The organism is Bacteroides sp. 2_2_4, from assembly GCF_000157055.1.
Taxonomy (GTDB): domain Bacteria; phylum Bacteroidota; class Bacteroidia; order Bacteroidales; family Bacteroidaceae; genus Bacteroides; species Bacteroides ovatus.
Genome location: NZ_EQ973359.1, coordinates 454036 through 470291 on the forward strand (window position 1 = coordinate 454036; position 16256 = coordinate 470291).

Genomic DNA, 16256 nt, shown 5'->3' on the forward strand with positions numbered 1-16256 from the left:
ACGGCGAAATAACGTCATCCGTCTATCGTTTTTGCGGCATATATAATATGTACGTACCTTCGCTAACAGTAAATCAATAGAAGTATGAATATGATAAATGTAAGAAGATTGACAGTGATGACATTTCTTGGAGCAGGTATGCTGTCCGGCATATCTGCCCAGGTTTCTCCGCTGCAAGTCGATACGCTGAAAGAAACGAAAATCCCGGATCAATGGGACTTGCAGTCATGCATCGACTATGCAAAGGAGCAGAACATTACAATTCGCAAAAACCGGATCACTGCGGCCAGCACGCAGATTGATGTGAAGACAGCTAAAGCTGCCTTGTTCCCCAGTCTTTCGTTTTCTACCGGCCATCAGGTGGTGAATCGTCCGTACCAAGAGACAAGTAGCCGGGTGAGCGGTAGCGAGATTATCAGTAGCAACAGCAAAACGAGCTACAACGGTAATTATGGACTGAATGCTTCGTGGACTCTATATAATGGTAATAAACGGTTGAAAACCATCCAACAGGAGAAGTTGAATAATCAGATGGCCGAGCTGGATGTGGCGACTTCCGAAAATAATATTCAGGAGTCCATCGCCCAAGTATATATCCAGATTCTTTATGCAGCCGAATCTGTGAAAGTAAACGAAAACACCCTGCAAGTTTCCATTGCACAGCGCGACCGAGGACAGGAACTTCTGAATGCCGGAAGTATTGCCAAAAGCGACCTCGCGCAACTGGAAGCACAGGTGAGCACCGACCGATACCAACTTGTCACAGCGCAAGCCACTCTTGAAGATTACAAATTACAACTGAAACAACTGCTCGAACTGGATGGGGAGAATGAAATGAACATCTACCTCCCTGCCCTGTCCGACGAAAATGTGCTGGCTCCGCTGCCTACCAAAAGAGATGTGTACATCAGCGCATTGAGCTTTCGTCCGGAGATTGAAGCGAGCAAACTGAATGTAGAAGCTTCCGAACTGGGTATCAATATCGCCAAATCAAGCTATTTCCCCACCATCAGCCTTAGCGCAGGAATCGGAACCAACCATACCAGCGGCAGCGACTTTACCTTCGGAGAACAAGTGAAGAACGGATGGAACAACTCTATCGGATTGTCTGTCAGTGTGCCTATCTTCAATAACCGTCAAACGAAAAGTGCCGTACAAAAAGCTAAATTGCAGTACGAAACGAGCATGTTATCCTTGCTTGACGAACAAAAGGCACTGTACAAAACCATTGAAAGCCTTTGGCTGGATGCCAACAGCGCGCAACAGCGTTATGCTGCCGCAAACGAAAAGTTGAAAAGTACACAAATCAGCTATGAGTTGATTAGCGAACAGTTTAATCTGGGAATGAAGAATACCGTAGAACTCCTTACTGAAAAGAATAATTTGCTGCAAGCACAACAGGAACAGCTTCAGGCTAAATATATGGCTATACTGAATACACAGTTGCTGAAATTCTATCAGGGAGATCAATTAGCTTTATAAAGAGTATAAAATCAGCATTATAAATAAGTAAAAGCATAATAAACGAATGAAAACGAAAAAGATTATTCTAATCGCCGTAGTAGTCGTTGTGGTTGTAGGAGCAGGAATATGGCTCTTTGCCGGTTCACCCGCCAAGCACAAAGTGACGTACGCCACCGCTACTGTCAGTAAAGGCGATATTTCAAATTCGGTGACTGCTACCGGAACGATCGAACCGGTGACGGAAGTAGAAGTCGGTACGCAGGTGTCCGGTATCATCGACAAAATTTACGTAGACTACAACTCGGAAGTAACCAAAGGACAACTGATTGCTGAGATGGACCGCGTCACATTGCAAAGTGAACTGGCCTCACAGCAGGCAACTTACGATGGTGCGAAAGCTGAATATGAATATCAGAAAAAGAATTATGAACGCAGCAAAGGCTTGCACGAAAAGTCACTGATTAGTGATACGGACTTCGAACAGGCACTCTACAATTATCAGAAAGCGAAAAGCAGCTATGACAGCAGTAAGGCATCGCTCGCGAAAGCGGAACGTAACCTATCTTACGCTACCATTACTTCACCGATTGACGGAGTAGTCATCAGCCGTGATGTAGAAGCAGGACAAACCGTTGCTTCCGGATTCGAAACTCCGACACTATTCACCATTGCTGCCGACCTGACACAGATGCAAGTAGTAGCCGACGTAGATGAAGCTGATATAGGTGGTATCATAGAAGGCCAACGTGCCAGCTTCACGGTAGATGCTTATCCGAATGATGTATTCGAAGGGATCGTTACCCAGATTCGTTTGGGCGACGCAAGCAGTACGAGCAGCACGAACAGCACTTCAACAGTAGTCACTTACGAAGTAGTCATCTCTGCCCCCAACCCCGACTTGAAACTAAAACCGCGTTTGACGGCTAATGTCACGATTTATATCCTTGACAAAAAAGACGTATTGTCCGTTCCGAACAAAGCCTTACGATTCACACCGGAAAAACCGCTGATCGGTAAAAATGACATCGTGAAAGATTGCGAAGGCGAACATAAACTTTGGACGCGCGAAGGAACTACATTCACCGCTCATCCGATAGAAGTGGGAATCAGCAACGGCATATCCACCGAAATTATCAGTGGTATTCCCGAAGGGACAAAGGTGGTAACCGAAGCTACTATAGGTGTAATGCCCGGTGAAAACATGGGACCTGAAGGAAATATGGAAAATGGCGGAGAAAGAAGCCCGTTCATGCCAGGCCCTCCGGGAAGTAAGAAGAAAAAATAATTATTCAATGTGCCAATAACGAATTGGCGCATTAGCACATTATTGACGATGAAAAAAGTAATTGAAATACAAAATATCAAACGTAACTTTCAGGTAGGCGACGAAACCGTTCACGCATTGCGGGGCGTTTCGTTCAATATCAATGAAGGGGAGTTTGTCACCATCATGGGTACTTCCGGTTCGGGAAAATCCACGCTGCTTAATATATTAGGCTGCCTGGACACCCCAACAAGCGGAGAGTATCTGCTCGACGATATTCCCGTACGTACGATGAGCAAGCCTCAACGTGCGGTACTAAGAAACCGGAAGATTGGATTCGTGTTCCAAAGCTACAACCTGTTGCCTAAAACAACGGCTGTGGAAAATGTGGAACTACCGCTGATGTATAACTCTGCCGTCAGTGCTTCCGAACGTCGCCGACGTGCCATCGAGTCTTTACAGGCCGTAGGATTAGGGGATCGTCTGGAACACAAATCCAACCAGATGTCCGGCGGACAGATGCAACGGGTAGCCATTGCACGTGCCTTGGTCAACAATCCAGCAGTAATTCTTGCCGACGAAGCGACCGGAAACCTCGATAGCCGTACTTCCTTCGAGATACTTGTACTGTTTCAGAAACTTCATGCAGAGGGACGTACGATTATCTTTGTGACACATAATCCCGAACTTTCGCAATATAGCAGCCGGAATATCCGGCTGCGTGACGGTCAGGTTATAGAAGATACGACCAATCCCAAAATTCTGTCTGCTGCCGAAGCGCTGGCTGCATTGCCAAAGAATGACGAGGATTAATTAATGTGATAAGGAGTAATGAAGTTATAAGAGGCAATTCATGTGATAAGGAACAATGAAGTTATAAGATGATATGCTTAGAGCATCACGCCAACATTTTACAGTCTCATAACTTTATAACCTTATAATAGCCTTATACCTTCAGAACTCCATTAATAACTCCATAACTTTATAAACATGAATGGAACTAATTTATTAAAGATAGCTCTCCGGGCATTAGCGAACAATAAGCTGCGTGCTTTTCTAACCATGCTCGGGATCATTATCGGTGTTGCTTCCGTCATCACGATGCTGGCTATCGGACAAGGTTCGAAGAAAAGCATCCAGCAGCAGATTTCCGAAATGGGATCGAACATGATTATGATTCATCCGGGAGCCGATATGCGTGGAGGTGTCCGGCAGGACCCGTCTGCGATGCAGACCTTGAAGCTTGCCGATTACGAGGCCTTGCGCGATGAGACCAGTTTCCTGTCTGCCATCAGTCCCAATGTTTCGTCATCGGGACAGCTTATTGCCGGTAACAACAACTATCCGGCTTCGGTGAACGGTGTCGGAACAGAATATCTCGATATTCGCCAACTGACTGTTGAGAACGGAGATATGTTTACAGAAGCTGACATACAGAGCTCGGCCAAAGTGTGCGTGATTGGAAAGACCATAGTCGACAATCTGTTTCCGGACGGAAGTGATCCGGTTGGTAAGATTATCCGTTTCAACAAAATACCTTTCCGTGTAGTAGGAGTGCTCAAAGCAAAAGGATACAACTCTATGGGACAAGACCAGGATGCCGTAGTGCTTGCGCCATATACCACCGTGATGAAACGTCTGCTTGCCGTTACGTATTTGCAGGGAGTGTTTGTCTCTGCCCTCACCGAAGATATGACGGACTATGCAACTGACGAAATCAGTACAATCCTCCGCCGCAACCATAAACTGAAGGCTTCGGATAACGATGATTTCACCATCCGCACCCAACAGGAATTGAGCACGATGCTCAACTCAACCACCGATTTGATGACTACCCTGCTTGCTTGCATCGCAGGTATTTCGCTGGTAGTGGGTGGTATCGGAATTATGAACATCATGTATGTATCCGTTACGGAGCGCACCCGTGAAATCGGTCTGCGTATGTCTGTCGGCGCACGCGGGGTCGACATTCTAAGTCAATTCCTCATCGAAGCCATCATGATTAGTATCACGGGAGGTATCATCGGAGTGATTATCGGCTGCGGAGCCAGCTGGATTGTCAAGAGCGTAGCGCATTGGCCTATCTATATCCAGCCGTGGAGCGTATTCCTCTCCTTCGCAGTATGTACAGTTACAGGAGTCTTCTTCGGATGGTATCCGGCTAAGAAAGCAGCAGATTTAGATCCGATAGAAGCCATCAGATACGAATAAAATGGATAATTACCAATAAAAGAATTATCTTTGTCTTTATGAAACAAACCTTTACATCCGCACGTCGTCCCCTAGAAGTACTGATACATATTATCAGCTGGGGGATTATGTTCGGTTTCCCGTTCTTCTTCGTCGAACGTGGGAACGGGAACATTAATTGGATGGCTTATACACGCCACCTTGCCGTACCACTCTCTTTCATGATTGTGTTCTACGTGAATTATTTCATTCTTGTGCCGCGCTATCTTTTCCAGAGTCAGGCCAAAAGATATGTGGTCTACAATATTATCTTTTTATGTGCCATCGGTGTGTTGCTTCATCTCTGGCAAAGTCTGACGTTCGATCCGTCATTCGCTCCCAAATCAAAAAGACCAGGGATGCCTCCGGGATGGTTGTTTTTCCTTAGGGATATGTTGAGTCTCGTATTCACTATCGGACTAAGTGCCGCTATCCGCATGAGTGCCCGATGGACACAGAATGAAGCTGCCCGAAAAGAGGCGGAACGGAACCGTGCGGAAGCGGAACTGAAGAACCTGCGGAACCAACTGAACCCTCACTTTCTGCTGAATACGCTGAATAACATCTATGCATTGATTGCATTTGATTCGGACAAGGCGCAACAGGCAGTTCAGGAGTTGAGCAAACTGCTTCGTTATGTGTTATATGATAACCAGCAGACATACGTTCCTCTCTGTAAGGAGGTCGATTTTATCCGCAATTACATCGAACTGATGCGCATCCGTCTGTCCGCCAACGTGCAGATGATTACTAAATTCGATATTCAGCCCGACAGTCAGACGCTCATTGCCCCGCTTATCTTTATCTCTTTGATAGAGAATGCTTTCAAGCATGGCATCTCCCCTACTGAATCGAGTTTCATCAGTATTCATATTTTGGAGAATGATAAGGAAGTGATTTGTGAAATCCGCAATAGTAATCATCCTAAGACAGTGGAGGATAAGAGTGGATCGGGCGTGGGATTGGAACAAGTCAGCCGTCGGTTGGAGATACTTTATCCCGGAGCTTATACGTGGTTGAAAGGCGTCTCAAAAGACGAAAAGGTATACGAATCGAGATTGAGTATCAAGATTAGAGAGTAGAAAGAAAAACGTTCAGTATAAAATGTCAAGTACCAATGTTTAGTATAAAGCGTCAAGTACAAGATTTTGGATATAAAACTTTAGATATAAAATAGTATGATGTTACGTTGTGCAATCGTTGACGATGAGCCTTTAGCTCTTAGCTTGTTAGAGAGTTATGTGAGTAAGACTCCGTTCCTGCAACTTGCAGGAAAGTATTCCAGTGCGGTTCAGGCGATGAAAGAATTGCCGGGCGAAGAGGTCGACCTCCTGTTTCTGGACATTCAGATGCCGGAGCTTAACGGTCTGGAGTTCTCGAAGATGGTAGATCCGCATACCCGTATTGTGTTTACCACCGCTTTCGGACAGTATGCCATCGACGGTTATCGTGTCAACGCACTCGATTACCTGCTGAAACCAATCTCATACGTTGATTTCCTGCAAGCTGCCAACAAAGCTCTCCAATGGTTCGAACTCGTGCAGAAACCGGAAGAGATAGACAGTATCTTTGTGAAAAGTGACTACAAACTGGTACAAGTGGACTTGAAGAAAATCATGTATATCGAAGGACTGAAAGATTACATCAAAATATATACGGAAGACGCTCCCAAACCTATCCTGTCACTGATGAGTATGAAAGCCATGGAAGAGCTCTTGCCATCCAGTCGTTTCATACGTGTGCACCGCTCCTTCATCGTACAGAAAGATAAAATACGTGTGATTGACCGCGGACGTATCGTGTTTGACAAGACATATATTCCTATCAGCGATAGTTACAAGCAAGTTTTTCAGACTTTTCTTGACGAAAGGAGCTGATTATTCATTATTTTATCGGTAAAAAAGTGATTTTTGTCGATTATAGTTTGCCAAAATCCGTTTTATATCTACCTTTGCAAAGAACAGAAAGGGATTGTGAAATTCCAAGAATAGAATAGTTTAGTTAAGTCTAGTTTAGTTTTTGTGTTGATCGGAAGCCTGCGAGCGAGCATGAGCTTCCGATTTTTATTTTATTGATATACAGCATATTAAAAGCACAATCGAACTATTTTTCCTATCAATTAGTAGTCTATAATAGAGAGCAAAAACGTCACTTTTGACGCTATAAAATGGTCGGATTATGGTCGGAAAATTCCCGGATTAGAATCTGATTATAAGTAAATTACAATAGGATGTTAAAAAAATAATGGTCGAAAACGCCATTTTTACCCTAAAAACACAAATTATGGCTACATTAACATTGGTAATAGTTCCCGCAAAAAGGTTATCAGACGGGACACACAAAATAAGAATTCGAGTCGCACACAACTCTGAAACGAGATTCATCACCACGGATATAGTGGTAAGGGAAAACGAGTTTAAGAACGGTAAAATAGTACACCGTCCAGACAAGGATTTTCTCAATACAAAATTACAACAGCTATACAACCTTTATTTCAAGCGATACATGGAACTGGACTACCCTGATTCACTCACGTGCACGCAATTAGTCAAAATGATAACTAACCCGTTAAACGGAGAAAAGCATCGTAAGTTCGAGGATATCGTGGATGAATATCTGTCCCAAATAGATGAAGAAGAACGTACCAAGACATACAAACTCTATCGGCTGGCCACAAACAAGTTTATGCAATTCATCGGGAACGGTTCTCTCATGGAACATATTACCCCTATCAGAATGAACCAGTACATATCATGGCTCAAAAAGACAAAGCTGTCAAGCACCACAATCAACATCTACATAACCCTGCTAAAGGTTATCATTAACTATGCTATAAAGATGAGATACGTCACCTACGATATCGACCCTTTCATCACAGCCAGAATTCCATCAGCCCAAAAGAGGGAAACGCAAATCACCGTCGAAGAACTCAAGACAATCAGGGACGCCAATTTAGAGCATTACAATCTCAACGTCACACGGGACATTTTCATGCTTACTTATTATCTTGCCGGCATGAACCTAGTAGACATACTAGCATACGATTTCCGGACGGATGAAATAAACTACATCCGAAAAAAGACCAAAAACACCAAAGAGGGGGACTCCCTGATTTCCTTTTCCATTCCCGAAGAAGCAAAGCCCATTATAAAAAAGTATATGAAAAAGAATACAGGGAAAATCATATTCGGGAAATACAAGAACTATACCTCCTGCTATAACCTGCTGGCCAGGAAAATCAGTCAATTAGGCAAGGTGGCAGGAATCAGGCATAAATTCACCCTATATTCAGCCCGCAAATCTTTCGTCCAACATGGATATGACCTGGGAATTCCTCTTAGTACACTGGAATACTGTATCGGGCAATCAATGAAAGAAGATAGACCAATCTTCAACTATGTCACAATAATGAGAAAACACGCTGATAAAGCAATCAGGGAAATACTTGACAACTTGAAAAATGAATAATCACATATAAAATAAATCACTAAGAATTTGCATAATAACCAAATGCTTATTATCTTTGTAGTGTCAAATAAGAGTTCTTAATTTTAATGTTTAACTGATGAAAGATGAAGAAAAAAAAGAATTAGAACAAGAGTATGAGAATTTAAAACTTCTCGCTTCATTTCACGAGGCCTATGGGGTTCCTGAAAATGCCAAAGAACGGGAAGCGCTTATAAATGACATACTCGATCGGATGAACGAAATCCAAGAGAAATTAAAAAAGTTGTAATTAACATCCCTCCCTTCGGGGAGGGACAAACATTAAAAGCTATGATAGATTGGAATGATTGCCTGCCAACAAAAGAAATGCAGGCTGACTTTGAAAGATTCAAAGAACTAAAAACCACAGAAGAAAAAGAAGCTTTCAAAAAGGAAATGCAGGATAAATATAATAAACTACCGGAAGCCCAAAAGGAAGCCTACAAAAAAGTATCTGAAGCTGGGCTAAAAGCAACGGTAAACGCCTGCAATGATTATATAGAAAGAGCGGAAGAAGCCATATTACGTGATAAACTTGGAGAATTGCCCGAAGCAATCTCATTCAGTTATATTGCAAAGAAATATTTTGGTAAAAGTAGAAACTGGCTATATCAGCGTATTAACGGGAATATAGTCAACGGGAAAAAGGCTCGCTTTACTGACAATGAACTCAAAACGTTCCTGAACGCTTTGAATGATGTTAGCGAAATGATTCATCAGACATCATTAAAAATCAGTTAAGCTCTTATTTGACACCATCCCTGCATTGAGCCGATGCAGGGATTTTTATTGTCTAATCGAAAAATAATTGTATCTTTGCAACATCAAGATAATACGGACATAATTCGGATTATTTTGGTTTGACTTTGGTGAGGGGGTGGTTCCCCTCACTTTTTTTATATCCACGATCGAACTTTTCATTTATATATTAGTACTATCTTATGTAACCCTTCTTGAGAGTTTGTTGATTCGTGTGTTGTTGATAGGAAGGATTACAAAAAAGGCAGCCTAATAAGCTGCCTTTCATTTACCTTCAATCCAATTATTTACTTACATCCCAATCAAAAGAATAAACATAACCATTGATAGGTATATTTATAGTTAGAATCTTTCCCTTTTTTCTTTTAATGTTCATATATCCTATTATACCCTCATTGGGATGTACTGTTGTCTTCTTTAGATATCCTTGCCTTTTTATTTCCCTATCATTATCCATCATTTTACCCAATGTTTGTAGTTGATAAGATGATGCCATATTAGCTTGAAAAGCCGCATTTGCATCATAATGGTTGGTCACTGTTGTATAAGCGGTACCATTTGACGAATACGATGTGGAATAAGATGTAGAATATCCGGCACTTCCTGCACTAAGCCCAGAAGAAAAGCCATATAAGGCCATAGCCCAGTTTTGAGACTTTCTTATCTTTTTCTGAAAAGCTTCATTTGTGTATACCATTAATTGATAATTATCTCCTCTATTAGTCAGCAAATGAGAAGTAACATCGTCCGGCGTAAATATGACCGACGAATCACACTGATTCTTGATGAAAACATCAATCCGATAATATTTTCCATAATCATCCTTCGTTTCATAAGTCGTAAGGCCAACGATAAAACCATTCGCATTTCTATATGCCCAAAGATTCCCATCATTATATTCTGTCATAACCGTAGAATCATTTTCTGATAGAATTAAAGTTTGTGCTTTGGATATTATTGAAATACACGCAAAAAGAAATAAACATATATATTTCATACCTTCAATATAATTTATATAAGTTACATCATAAGATTAGATTAAAATGTAAATACGAAATTATAAATAATATGTGAAATATCCAAAAAGAATTTAGCAGTAAAAAAAATAATGGAGAAGTAATCTACGAATACTAGTGTATTGTATTTCCTTTTTCATTACCACATAAGCAAATTACAGCTTATTCCCACCCCAACATACCAACCGCCCGGATAACTATATCCTGTCTGTAAGCCTAATCCCCAACGTTTTTTCTTCTGTAAAGGTGAAAGAGTAATAATTTCCTTGTCTCTGTACACCTCCATGAAATCAAGACTAGGCTTATATCCACTAACTATGGCCCGGTAATTATCAGTTTTATATTCCTTGCTTACAATAGGTACAAGTACCGGAATTGAATCACCTTCTACGGTTCTGTCAGTCGTAGTATCTATCAAGATAGGTAAATATACCGTATCGATACGCTTTGGAGTTCTCTTTGCCGGTTTGGGTATTGTGTCTCTTACTGTGTCCCGGACATGTACAGTATCTCCCTTAATGTACACAGTTGACAGATCGTGCAGATGACAACGCATCCACACGATCACGCCAAACAATAGACAGACTAATATCCACGGAAGAGACTTCATATGCCTAGATATTTACAAATGCCTTTCACATGAAGAGAAACAATAGTCCGTTTCCCCTCCTCTGACAGCAGGAAATCCACATCTTCTTTGTTATCCTGAAACAGATTCTCCGTCAGAACAGCCGGACACTTCGTATGTTTCAAGATATAAAAACGACTCTCCTTATCTGGATCACCGTCTGCCATATCCTTCCGTATTTTCATTCCAAACAAACATTCTTCAGCAGTAGCATACAGACAGTCAGCCAGCTTATCGGCTTTTGTCTGTCCCACACTGGTCCATGCTTCCCAACCACGTGCTTGCATCCAATTTGAACCATTACCGGCTGCATTGCAATGGATAGAAATAAGAATTGCTTCAGAAGTTTTATATTCATTCACTCGCCTACAACGTTCTGACAAAGGAACATCTATTTCCTCTTTCACGACCAGTTCCGCATCAATACCTAATTTACGCAATTCAAATACTACACGCCCAGCAATTTCACGGGTATAGGAGTATTCCCTTAACCTGCCATCTGGAGAACACTTACCCGGAGTATTACTACCGTGACCGTTATCAATCAATATTTTCATATCTTTCCTCTTTATCTAGTTCGTTTTCGATTCTATCAATAATTCCTTGTACATGTGTAGGCGTAGCCCGCTTAAATTCAAAACGTATTACATGGTAAATTATACGAAACCCTTTGTTTCTAGGATAAGCAATAATCAGATTCTTAAATGCGTTCTGAAGATATACATAAGAAAATACATACGTAATAGTCTTAATAACTAACAATGAGTTCTCACCATCTCCTATCAAGCTCATAAAGGAGAAGACTACTTCAATGATTATAAGATAGAGGAGAAGTTCGACCAAGGCATTTTTAAACTTATCCCACTTAAAATTTTTACAACGTATAATTGAAACACCATCAGCCCTCATTCCGCACCAAATATTAAATCCAAACATTACAACTAATGCTATAAGAAAACCTTTAGTCGGCGTTAAATAAGCAAGAAGAGAACTGAACATCGAAACGAAAATAATTCGTATCTGGTCTACATTAAATAACTCATATAGCCATCTCATAATATTAATCATAAAGTTACTACCAATATTGAAAACACAGTAATCAGCCCAGGAAGCAAAACAGTAGCTAATGCGTCAAGCCAATCAAAGATGAACCCGCACTTTTTCTGAATGTACTCAACCACTATTGCGGCAATGGCGGTTGTCGTTAAAGAAACAATAGCAGATTTACAGAAATCAATGCCTAATAGAAGGAAACAGAAAACAAGCATTACAACAAAGACGAACATCCCGGCTTTGACGTGTGCCGGTCGGTTAGATTGCAAAAGCCAATCATACAATACTTTTATACCCATACTCATAGCGTTTAATTATTAATAAAATATTCTGTATGGAACAAATGTATTGAGTATAATAACGAGTTTTACAAAAATGGAAAATCTTGGAAATCAATTCTATGATAAATATCTATAAAACAAGACATTATAATTTTCACTTTTTCCATAAATAAAAAAGGGATGCTTGATAAGCACCCCTAAACAACCAACAGATTGAACTATTAATCCGTAAACATATACACGGAAAGATCAACCTTTTCTATTTCGTCTGAAATTGTATCTCCATACATTGTTAGACACACCCGATAACGGTCAATACTTCTTTGAATCTGTTGCAAGGTAGGTTTCTCGGGATATTCCGAACTGGCAAAAGTTACCAGTTCTTCACCATTCTCACTGGTACCAACCACCCGAAAGTGATGACGTACAATCCAAGTTCCGTCCGGCTGTTGCTCGATAGGCTTAGCAATCCCACGCGGTAAGATATTTTTTTGATCCATGTTTTTTGATATGTTTAATTAGTTGTTTTCTATGGTTATATTTATTCTTCAATACAAACTTTTCAAAATGTCCTTCGATATAAACATATTCCCACCATTCAGGAAGCAACATCGCTGCAATTTTACGGCGGATATTGTACGTTGCAAAGTGTTTCATCAGGCCATAATAAGAGTTCATCGTACTCACAAACTTCTCAACATACGCTTCTGCAAATCCATTTTCAGCTATTCTATTAAATTTCCTGACAGCGTTATATGTGTTACCAACCACCCTGTTAGATACATAAATTCTACCCGGCAAAATGAACGCCCCAACAAACAAGACTCCTTTTTTATAGTGCTGAAGATACAGTTTGCGTGGATGCAACCGTAAAAGGAGTTGTTCCTTCAGGAAACCATCAAGAAGATGGACTTTAGACAATATTTCTTCCGGTGATTTCACTACGATACAAAAGTCATCAACAAAGCGTACATAATACATGAATCCCAATATTTCCATCACGAAATAATCATATACAGACGCCAGAAAGTTGGCTATGAGTTGTGACGGCAGGTTCCCGATAGCCACTCCCCTGTCAGGATCATTATGAAACAGACTTTTATTACTGGGAAGTCTGTCCCACATGGAGACGGGAGAGCGTCTGATACACTTATTTTGTGGACAATGAAAGATAGTAACGGCTAGAAGGTAAAGCAAACATTCAATATCATCACCTTTATAATTGTCCCTTACGAATATGTTCAGCATTTCCCATACCAACGATTTCGAGATAGACATGAAGAAACTGAACAGGTCATCTTTGAAAATGTACGCATCGGCAGTATAATTCTCACTGACCTCGACTATCATGTTATTCAGATAGTGCACGGCAGACAAGCATCCCTCACCCTTCCGGCAGTTCTTGGAGACGTTTCCTTGTTCCCGGAAGCGTTCCTCTAAGATCGGCTCGATACGAAGAGCGATCCAGTGATGGACAACGCGATCAATAAAAGCGGCGGCAAAGACTTCCCGATATACAGGGTAAGTCCGTATGAATACTTTTGAAAAGTCCGGTACATATTCACCGTAAATAATAGAATACCATAGCCGCACCAATGCAGACTGATAATCATTATAGAACTCAACACAATCTGTACTCGTTCTTTTCTGTCTGGCACAATCTTCGGATGCTTCGAAAATACTGCTAAGAAGTATGTCATAGATTATATTACCTGTTGCGGCGAGGGGACGAACCCGGTTCGCGTTCTGGCGGTTGTTCGTGTTGACGTTGCCGTTGTTGAAGTTCACGTTCCAACTGCTGGAAGCCGTTGCATCCGCTATCTTAGTCTTTCCCGGCTCATCACCGGGGGGATGCCCAATAAATAATTCTAATTGCTCACTCATAATCCCCTTGGCGATTATGACTCCGGCTTTGCGACTTGTTGCGATCCGTTAGCTTTTTGCCGTTGGAGATCTGCAACCGTTTTTTTGTACCAACCGGTACTTTGCTTACCGATGCTCTCTGCAAGCAGACAGATTTCGGCAGTTTGAGTCAGGCTGGTCAAATGTCGTTCTTCACACACTCTTAGCAGTAATTTCAATGCATCAAACTCACACAAAAACTTCATCAGATAATCTGCACGGTGCTCAAGGTTCATATCTGTATTTGCATAACGGATATATTCGCAACAATGGACGGCAAGCATCATCAACTCCGTACCAAATTCATACCGGAACGCCTTGGGGAATTGTTGCCGGGCATCAATGATAAGGTTCAGAAGCTTATACATCGAATTTGATATAGGAAGGTCTTGTGTAAGTGCCATGTTAATTTTTTAATATTTTAATGTATGTATTAGAGGGCGCAAAGTTAATAACTGTAAAGCAATTAACACAATTTTAGCTCAAAAAAGTGAAACTAAAAAGCCCCTACCGGGGCTTTTATTTAGCTAACTCTCTAAGGGATAAAGAATTAAAGGGATAAAGTGTTTATTGCGGCGAGGGGACGAACCCGGTACGCGTACTGGCGGCCGTTCGTGCCGACGCTGCCGCCGTTGAAGCCCACGCACCAACTGCTGGAAGCGTCATATTCGGTACTAGACCAATACCAGTCGTTCGTAAATATATTTTGATTACCAAACATAGAAGTTATGAGCTCATTGATTTCGGTTTTATACTTGGCCATAAGCATAAGTTCACCCAGTGCGGGCAGGTTCCACACGGTTGTATCTTCAATTCCGTCAGATTCAAGCGTACAGGCTTTATAGGCTCTGGCAGCTTCGGCGGCAGGGGCGCCGACAGTTCCCTGGGTGTCCTTGACGCCTGCAAGGGTTTCTATTATAACATCGGTATTTTCCTTGCCGTCGAAGGTATCATAGAGTCCTTGGTTACCACTACCGTAGTTTTTCAGGCCGCGTAGGTCGGTTCCGTAGCCACCCCATTTGAACGTTTTGTTGCCGCCTGCGTCAACGCAGTCACTTTTGGCGATAATGAACTGGTGGCATTCGGCACGAAGTCGGATGCCGATACGGATATACTTGGAGCGGTTATTAGCGCTCATGGAGTTCCATTCGGAAGCCGTGAAAAAGACTTGTTCACCGTCTTCAATTCGGAGAGTAGCCAAAGAAAGGTCAAGAAGCGTACCTGCCCATTGCATATATTTGGCGATGTCACTCGCCGGGGTATTTTCATTGACGGTTGTAAAACCGATTGATTGCAAAGCTGCAACTTGGTCTTGTTTATTCAGGCGCATAAGCATTGCGTTAGCGATATTTTTATCCATTTTATTATATAATTTTAGGTTAATACTATTCAGAAGCAACAGCTCTCACATGGAGAAGATTTGAATTTTTGTTTTGGTTCGTAATACGTCCGGTATTCAGTTCGAACGTCCAGACGGAGTTAACATCCCAAATTGTTGATGACCAGTAGTATTTATCGGTCATCAGCATACTGTCACTACTCCAGAAGGTACGCATCATCTCATTGATTTTATCGCGATAGCGGTACATCAGAAGCATTTGGCCGGATGAAGGAAGGAACCAGTTGGATTCATCCTCGATACCGTCACTTTCCAAAGTGTAGGCACGGTATGCACGGGCGGCTTCGGCAGCCGGCGCACCGATTACACCGCTATTGTTTTGGTCTTTCAGGCCAGTGATAATCAGGTCGGTATCTTCCTCACCCGTGAAGCAGCCATACATGGCGCCCAGTCCTTTTTGATTCAGGCCATCTATGGCTTTGCCCTGACCGCCCCAGTAGAAGGTGGTAGTCATGTCGGCATTATAGCACTCCTGGGCGGAAATTACGAAGGAGTGTCCATGTGCCCGGATACGAAGACCGCGTTTGATAAACAACTGTTTGTTGGTAACCGTGAGGGAATCCCATTCCTCACGGGTGAAATACCATTTGGAGTTATCCGAGATGCGGTTACAGGCAAGATTCAAATCAAGCAGGCCGGCAGCCCACTTGATACGTTGTCCAAATTCAGATGCGCGGGAATTCTCGGTGATATCCGAGAATCCAACGGCGTTCAGTGCTGCTACTTGTGCCTGTTTGTTCAAGCGAAGCAGCGTGGCGCTTTGTTCATTAGTCAT

General features: G+C 42.0%; 19 protein-coding genes. 9 read left to right on the plus strand and 10 right to left on the minus strand.

Annotated elements, in window-relative coordinates; all coding sequences use genetic code 11:
• Positions 1-84 precede the first annotated feature (84 nt).
• From BSCG_RS15160 to BSCG_RS15125, 9 genes are all read left to right on the plus strand, one after another.
• On the plus strand, positions 85-1482 hold the full coding sequence (locus BSCG_RS15160) for a TolC family protein (protein WP_032849489.1): 1398 nt from the start codon (positions 85-87) through the stop codon (positions 1480-1482).
• Positions 1483-1528: 46 nt separating this feature from the next.
• Positions 1529-2749, plus strand: coding sequence for an efflux RND transporter periplasmic adaptor subunit (locus tag BSCG_RS15155; protein WP_008775893.1), 1221 nt, complete (start codon positions 1529-1531; stop codon positions 2747-2749).
• 48 nt (positions 2750-2797) lie between these two features.
• Positions 2798-3541: an ABC transporter ATP-binding protein gene (locus tag BSCG_RS15150; protein ID WP_004300330.1), complete on the plus strand. Its 744-nt coding sequence runs from the start codon at positions 2798-2800 to the stop codon at positions 3539-3541.
• 177 nt (positions 3542-3718) lie between these two features.
• Positions 3719-4939, plus strand: coding sequence for an ABC transporter permease (locus BSCG_RS15145; RefSeq protein WP_008775894.1), 1221 nt, complete (start codon positions 3719-3721; stop codon positions 4937-4939).
• Between the two features lie 38 nt (positions 4940-4977).
• Positions 4978-6039 (plus strand): sensor histidine kinase, encoded by a 1062-nt coding sequence (locus BSCG_RS15140; RefSeq protein WP_008643898.1) that lies wholly within the window; start codon positions 4978-4980, stop codon positions 6037-6039.
• A 96-nt stretch (positions 6040-6135) separates the two neighbouring features.
• Positions 6136-6834 (plus strand): LytR/AlgR family response regulator transcription factor, encoded by a 699-nt coding sequence (locus tag BSCG_RS15135; RefSeq protein ID WP_008775895.1) that lies wholly within the window; start codon positions 6136-6138, stop codon positions 6832-6834.
• A 367-nt stretch (positions 6835-7201) separates the two neighbouring features.
• Positions 7202-8425, plus strand: a complete 1224-nt coding sequence (locus tag BSCG_RS15130) for a tyrosine-type recombinase/integrase (RefSeq protein ID WP_004318751.1) — start codon at positions 7202-7204, stop codon at positions 8423-8425.
• Positions 8426-8522: 97 nt separating this feature from the next.
• Entirely contained in the window at positions 8523-8693 is a 171-nt protein-coding gene (locus BSCG_RS29955; protein ID WP_004313367.1) for a hypothetical protein, read from the plus strand.
• A 41-nt stretch (positions 8694-8734) separates the two neighbouring features.
• On the plus strand, positions 8735-9184 hold the full coding sequence (locus BSCG_RS15125; protein ID WP_032849490.1) for a DUF5053 domain-containing protein: 450 nt from the start codon (positions 8735-8737) through the stop codon (positions 9182-9184).
• Between the two features lie 301 nt (positions 9185-9485).
• Here the strand turns inward: BSCG_RS15125 and BSCG_RS15120 are convergent, their stop codons facing one another.
• From BSCG_RS15120 to BSCG_RS15075, 10 genes are all read right to left on the minus strand, one after another.
• Positions 9486-10199 carry a hypothetical protein gene (locus BSCG_RS15120; protein ID WP_004318758.1) on the minus strand — a complete coding sequence of 238 codons (714 nt, stop codon included), beginning with the start codon at positions 10197-10199 and terminating at the stop codon, positions 9486-9488.
• A gap of 158 nt (positions 10200-10357) precedes the next feature.
• Positions 10358-10828, minus strand: a complete 471-nt coding sequence (locus BSCG_RS15115) for a DUF6808 domain-containing protein (RefSeq protein ID WP_008775897.1) — start codon at positions 10826-10828, stop codon at positions 10358-10360.
• Entirely contained in the window at positions 10825-11403 is a 579-nt protein-coding gene (locus tag BSCG_RS15110) for an N-acetylmuramoyl-L-alanine amidase (RefSeq protein ID WP_008775898.1), read from the minus strand. Before BSCG_RS15110 ends, BSCG_RS15115 begins: the two co-directional genes overlap by 4 nt.
• The gene (locus BSCG_RS15105; protein ID WP_004311566.1) at positions 11387-11914 is read right to left on the minus strand and encodes a hypothetical protein; all 528 of its coding nucleotides are present in this window, start codon (positions 11912-11914) and stop codon (positions 11387-11389) included. The genes BSCG_RS15110 and BSCG_RS15105 overlap by 17 nt, the downstream gene beginning before the upstream one ends.
• Positions 11911-12198 (minus strand): hypothetical protein, encoded by a 288-nt coding sequence (locus tag BSCG_RS15100; protein WP_004300312.1) that lies wholly within the window; start codon positions 12196-12198, stop codon positions 11911-11913. Before BSCG_RS15100 ends, BSCG_RS15105 begins: the two co-directional genes overlap by 4 nt.
• Positions 12199-12401: 203 nt before the next feature.
• Positions 12402-12680, minus strand: coding sequence for a hypothetical protein (locus BSCG_RS15095; protein ID WP_004300310.1), 279 nt, complete (start codon positions 12678-12680; stop codon positions 12402-12404).
• The gene (locus BSCG_RS15090) at positions 12643-14064 is read right to left on the minus strand and encodes an RNA-directed DNA polymerase (protein ID WP_008765933.1); all 1422 of its coding nucleotides are present in this window, start codon (positions 14062-14064) and stop codon (positions 12643-12645) included. The genes BSCG_RS15095 and BSCG_RS15090 overlap by 38 nt, the downstream gene beginning before the upstream one ends.
• A gap of 14 nt (positions 14065-14078) precedes the next feature.
• Positions 14079-14486: a four helix bundle protein gene (locus BSCG_RS15085; RefSeq protein ID WP_004300306.1), complete on the minus strand. Its 408-nt coding sequence runs from the start codon at positions 14484-14486 to the stop codon at positions 14079-14081.
• 146 nt (positions 14487-14632) lie between these two features.
• Positions 14633-15442 (minus strand): DUF1566 domain-containing protein, encoded by an 810-nt coding sequence (locus BSCG_RS15080; RefSeq protein WP_008775900.1) that lies wholly within the window; start codon positions 15440-15442, stop codon positions 14633-14635.
• 25 nt (positions 15443-15467) lie between these two features.
• A complete protein-coding gene (locus tag BSCG_RS15075; RefSeq protein WP_008775901.1) occupies positions 15468-16256 on the minus strand; it encodes a hypothetical protein in 789 nt (262 codons plus the stop codon).